The following is a 5,643-nucleotide window of genomic DNA, read 5'->3' on the forward strand; positions in this document are numbered from 1 at the left end:
AAAAGGAGTTCGGCGGTGTCTTACTCTCCCACGAGGTCCCCCTCGCAGTACCATCAGCGCAGTCAGCCTTAGCTTCCGGGTTCGGAATGTGACCGGGCGTTTCCCTGACGCTATAACCACCGAAACACTATTGACATACCCAAACCCCACACACGACCAATAGCCGTACCCAGGGGGTTTGTGGTCATACGTCAAGAACCACAAAGTGGACGCAAACATCGTTACACATACTGCCTATGCCATACCTCACCCTTGTGCCCGTTTGAAGTCGAACACCAGTGGATATGAAATGAAGTCAAGTCATTGGTTTATTAGTACCAGTCAGCTCCACCCGTTACCGGGCTTCCACATCTGGCCTATCAACCCAGTCATCTACTGGGAACCTACAACACCGAAGTGTATGGAGATCTCATCTCGAGGCCGGCTTCCCGCTTAGATGCTTTCAGCGGTTATCCATCCCGAACGTAGCCAACCAGCCATGCCCTTGGCAGAACAACTGGCACACCAGAGGTCCGTCCAACCCGGTCCTCTCGTACTAGGGTCAGATCCTCTCAAATCTCCAACGCGCGCAGAGGATAGGGACCGAACTGTCTCACGACGTTCTAAACCCAGCTCGCGTACCGCTTTAATGGGCGAACAGCCCAACCCTTGGGACCAACTCCAGCCCCAGGATGCGACGAGCCGACATCGAGGTGCCAAACCATGCCGTCGATATGGACTCTTGGGCAAGATCAGCCTGTTATCCCCGAGGTACCTTTTATCCGTTGAGCGACAGCGCTTCCACAAGCCACTGCCGGATCACTAGTCCCGACTTTCGTCCCTGCTCGACCTGTCAGTCTCACAGTCAAGCTCCCTTGTGCACTTACACTCGCCACCTGATTGCCAACCAGGTTGAGGGAACCTTTGGGCGCCTCCGTTACATTTTAGGAGGCAACCGCCCCAGTTAAACTACCCACCAGGCACTGTCCCAACACCCGATCAGGGTGCGTGGTTAGATATCCAATATGACCAGAGTGGTATTTCAACAATGACTCCACGAACACTAGCGTGCCCGCTTCACAGTCTCCCACCTATCCTACACAAGCCACACCGAACACCAATACCAAGCTGTAGTAAAGGTCACGGGGTCTTTCCGTCCTTCTGCGCGTAACGAGCATCTTTACTCGTACTGCAATTTCGCCGAGTTCACGGTGGAGACAGCTGGGGAATCGTTACGCCATTCGTGCAGGTCGGAACTTACCCGACAAGGAATTTCGCTACCTTAGGATGGTTATAGTTACCACCGCCGTTTACTGGGGCTTAAATTCAAAGCTTCGAACCGAAGTTCTAACCTCTCCTCTTAACCTTCCAGCACCGGGCAGGCGTCAGTCCGTATACATCCACTTGCGTGTTAGCACGGACCTATGTTTTTAGTAAACAGTCGTTCCCCACTGGTCTCTGCGGCCACCACACCCTTTCCCAAGCAAGTTGGTATAAGTGGATGGCCCCCCTTCTCCCGAAGTTACGGGGGCATTTTGCCGAGTTCCTTCACCATGATTATCTCGATCTCCTGAGTATTCTCTACCTGACCACCTGAGTCGGTTTGGGGTACGGGCAACAATAGACCTCACGTCGATGCTTTTCTCGGCAGCATAGGATCACCAGCTTCCCCATACGGGTCCGCATCACATCTCACCCAAAGCCGCAAACTCTTCATAAGCGACGGGCTACATGCTTACACCGGGACAACCATCGCCCGGCACTGGCTACCTTCCTGCGTCACACCTCACGCTCACCACCCCAGTTCGGGTTCACAGCCGCCACCCCGCTTCACCCGAAGGATCCACGAAGTCTTGGTTTGTTTAGCACTACTGGTTAGGTCTTTGACGGTCTACCGCCGGTACGGGAATATCAACCCGTTGTCCATCGACTACGCCTGTCGGCCTCGCCTTAGGTCCCGACTTACCCAGGGAAGATTAGCTTGACCCTGGAACCCTTGGTCTTCCGGAGGACGGGTTTCTCACCCGTCTTTCGCTACTCATGCCTGCATTCTCACTCGTGTAGCATCCACGACTGGATCACTCCGCCGCTTCACTCGCCACACGACGCTCTCCTACCCAACCGCACAACTGAACCACGAAGGCTTGTCGATATGCGATTGCCACAACTTCGGTGGCGTGCTTGAGCCCCGTTACATTGTCGGCGCGGAATCACTTGACCAGTGAGCTATTACGCACTCTTTCAAGGGTGGCTGCTTCTAAGCCAACCTCCTGGTTGTCACAGCAACTCCACATCCTTTACCACTTAGCACGCGCTTAGGGACCTTAGTTGGTGATCTGGGTTGTTTCCCTCTCGACTATGAAGCTTATCCCCCACAGTCTCACTGCTGCGCTCTCACTTACCGGCATTCGGAGTTTAGCTGACGTCAGTAACCTTGTAGGGCCCATCGGCCATCCAGTAGCTCTACCTCCGGCAAGAAACACGCAACGCTGCACCTAAATGCATTTCGGAGAGAACCAGCTATCACGAAGTTTGATTGGCCTTTCACCCCTATCCACAGCTCATCCCCTCAGTTTTCAACCTAAGTGGGTTCGGCCCTCCACGCGCTCTTACACACGCTTCAGCCTGGCCATGGATAGATCACTTCGCTTCGGGTCTAGGACACGCGACTGAATCGCCCTATTCAGACTCGCTTTCGCTACGGCTACCCCACACAGGTTAACCTCGCCACGTATCGCTAACTCGCAGGCTCATTCTTCAAAAGGCACGCCGTCACCAGAATCAGACTGGCTCCGACGGATTGTAAGCACACGGTTTCAGGTACTCTTTCACTCCCCTCCCGGGGTACTTTTCACCTTTCCCTCACGGTACTAGTCCGCTATCGGTCATCTGGAAGTATTTAGGCTTATCAGGTGGTCCTGACAGATTCACACGGGATTTCTCGGGCCCCGTGCTACTTGGGATACACACCACGCGGTAAAACCATTTCGACTACGGGACTCTCACCCACTCCGGCCCGCCGTTCCAAGCGGTTCGTCTATAGCTTCACTCTCACGTCGAAGACTCAGCAGCGTCTCCCGGCACGTCCCACAACCCCGACCATGCAACCCCTGCCAGGTATCACACATGATCGGTTTAGCCTCATCCAGTTTCGCTCGCCACTACTCCCGGAATCACTATTGTTTTCTCTTCCTGCGGGTACTGAGATGTTTCACTTCCCCGCGTTCCCTCTACCCGCCCTATATATTCAGGCGGGAGTCACCAGGTCAGCAAGCCGCCTGGCGGGGTTTCCCCATTCGGAAATCCTCGAATCACAGCCCGTTTATCGGCTCCCCGAGGCTTATCGCAGATTACTACGTCCTTCTTCGGCTCCAGATGCCAAGGCATCCACCGTATGCTCTTGAAGACTTGAAATCACATAAGCATTAATCATAAAAAACACACACCCTCAACACCCCCAAAAGGAATGCATCAACATGTGCGACCAATGAAAATATATAAAGTATTTCAACCCCGACACCCCCAAAAGGATGACGGGATCAAGATGCTCGCGTCCACTGTGTAGTTCTCAACGTACAACCGATCCCACCCGACAGAACAACACGTTCCTGCCCAGCAGGTCAGAGACACCCAGTCCACCACCACCCAATCCAACGAATCAGATGCCAGCCGGCTGGTCCCTCAGGACCCAATAGTATGCACTTAGTAACCCGCCCCAACAACCACCCACCTCTTCCAACAAGCTGTCCACGAGGAACACCTTGCGTACTGGGATAGGCGAGCTATCAAGACGAGTCTTGTCGAATGTTCCACCCATGAGCGGTATCGCATCACTCGTTTGGTGATGAACGACCCATTCTGCGACCACCATCCAGGGATGGGGTCGAGTGCTCCTTAGAAAGGAGGTGATCCAGCCGCACCTTCCGGTACGGCTACCTTGTTACGACTTAGTCCTAATCACCAGTCCCACCTTCGACGACTCCCTCCACAAGGGTTAGGCCATCGGCTTCGGGTGTTACCGACTTTCATGACTTGACGGGCGGTGTGTACAAGGCCCGGGAACGTATTCACCGCAGCGTTGCTGATCTGCGATTACTAGCGACTCCGACTTCATGGGGTCGAGTTGCAGACCCCAATCCGAACTGAGACCGGCTTTTTGGGATTCGCTCCACCTTACGGTATCGCAGCCCATTGTACCGGCCATTGTAGCATGCGTGAAGCCCAAGACATAAGGGGCATGATGATTTGACGTCATCCCCACCTTCCTCCGTGTTGACCACGGCAGTATCCCATGAGTTCCCACCATAACGTGCTGGCAACATAGGACGAGGGTTGCGCTCGTTGCCGGACTTAACCGAACATCTCACGACACGAGCTGACGACAACCATGCACCACCTGTATAACAGTGTCCAAAGAGTCCCGTATTTCTACGGTGTTCTGCTATATGTCAAGCCTTGGTAAGGTTCTTCGCGTTGCATCGAATTAATCCGCATGCTCCGCCGCTTGTGCGGGCCCCCGTCAATTCCTTTGAGTTTTAGCCTTGCGGCCGTACTCCCCAGGCGGGGAACTTAATGCGTTAGCTACGACACAGAACCCGTGGAACAGGCCCTACATCTAGTTCCCAACGTTTACGGCATGGACTACCAGGGTATCTAATCCTGTTCGCTCCCCATGCTTTCGCTCCTCAGCGTCAGTTACGGCCCAGAGATCTGCCTTCGCCATCGGTGTTCCTCCTGATATCTGCGCATTCCACCGCTACACCAGGAATTCCAATCTCCCCTACCGCACTCTAGCCTGCCCGTACCCACTGCAGGCCCGGAGTTGAGCTCCGGGTTTTCACAGCAGACGCGACAAGCCGCCTACGAGCTCTTTACGCCCAATAATTCCGGACAACGCTTGCACCCTACGTATTACCGCGGCTGCTGGCACGTAGTTAGCCGGTGCTTTTTCTGCAGGTACCGTCACTTTCGCTTCTTCCCTACTAAAAGAGGTTTACAACCCGAAGGCCGTCATCCCTCACGCGGCGTTGCTGCATCAGGCTTGCGCCCATTGTGCAATATTCCCCACTGCTGCCTCCCGTAGGAGTCTGGGCCGTGTCTCAGTCCCAGTGTGGCCGGTCACCCTCTCAGGCCGGCTACCCGTCGTCGCCATGGTGAGCCATTACCTCACCATCAAGCTGATAGGCCGCGAGTCCATCCCCAACCGATAAATCTTTCCAACAACAGGCCATGCGACCGTTGCTCATATCCAGTATTAGACGCCGTTTCCAGCGCTTATCCCAGAGTCAGGGGCAGGTTACTCACGTGTTACTCACCCGTTCGCCACTCTTCCACCCCTGCAAGCAGGGGCTTCATCGTTCGACTTGCATGTGTTAAGCACGCCGCCAGCGTTCGTCCTGAGCCAGGATCAAACTCTCCGTAAAAAACATGTGCACCACGAGAAGCGGAATAAGCCCCCATGCTGCGAGTTTGACCTGACAAAATACGAACATCATTACTGACGTTCAATTTGTCCAAAAGGAATCACCATCAACCACACCCAAACAGATGCAGCGACGGGATAAAAAATTGGCATTTGACAATCAAGTGCACACTATTGAGTTCTCAAAGACCAGACACCACCCGTACACACCCCATCACAAGGCTTCCGAACAGCAACCTGTC

3 rRNA genes are annotated in these 5,643 nt (G+C 54.2%); all 3 read right to left on the minus strand.

Going from position 1 to position 5,643, the window contains the following annotated elements:
* Positions 1–7 precede the first annotated feature (7 nt).
* Positions 8–124 (minus strand): 5S ribosomal RNA (gene rrf / locus NHL51_RS13775).
* 167 nt (positions 125–291) lie between these two features.
* Positions 292–3,393 (minus strand): 23S ribosomal RNA (locus tag NHL51_RS13780).
* Between the two features lie 484 nt (positions 3,394–3,877).
* Positions 3,878–5,402, minus strand: a 16S ribosomal RNA gene (locus tag NHL51_RS13785).
* Together the 16S, 23S and 5S rRNA genes form the textbook arrangement of a ribosomal RNA operon.
* Between the last annotated feature and the right edge of the window lie 241 nt (positions 5,403–5,643).

The organism is Leucobacter sp. gxy201 (assembly GCF_051043335.1).
Lineage (GTDB): Bacteria > Actinomycetota > Actinomycetes > Actinomycetales > Microbacteriaceae > Leucobacter.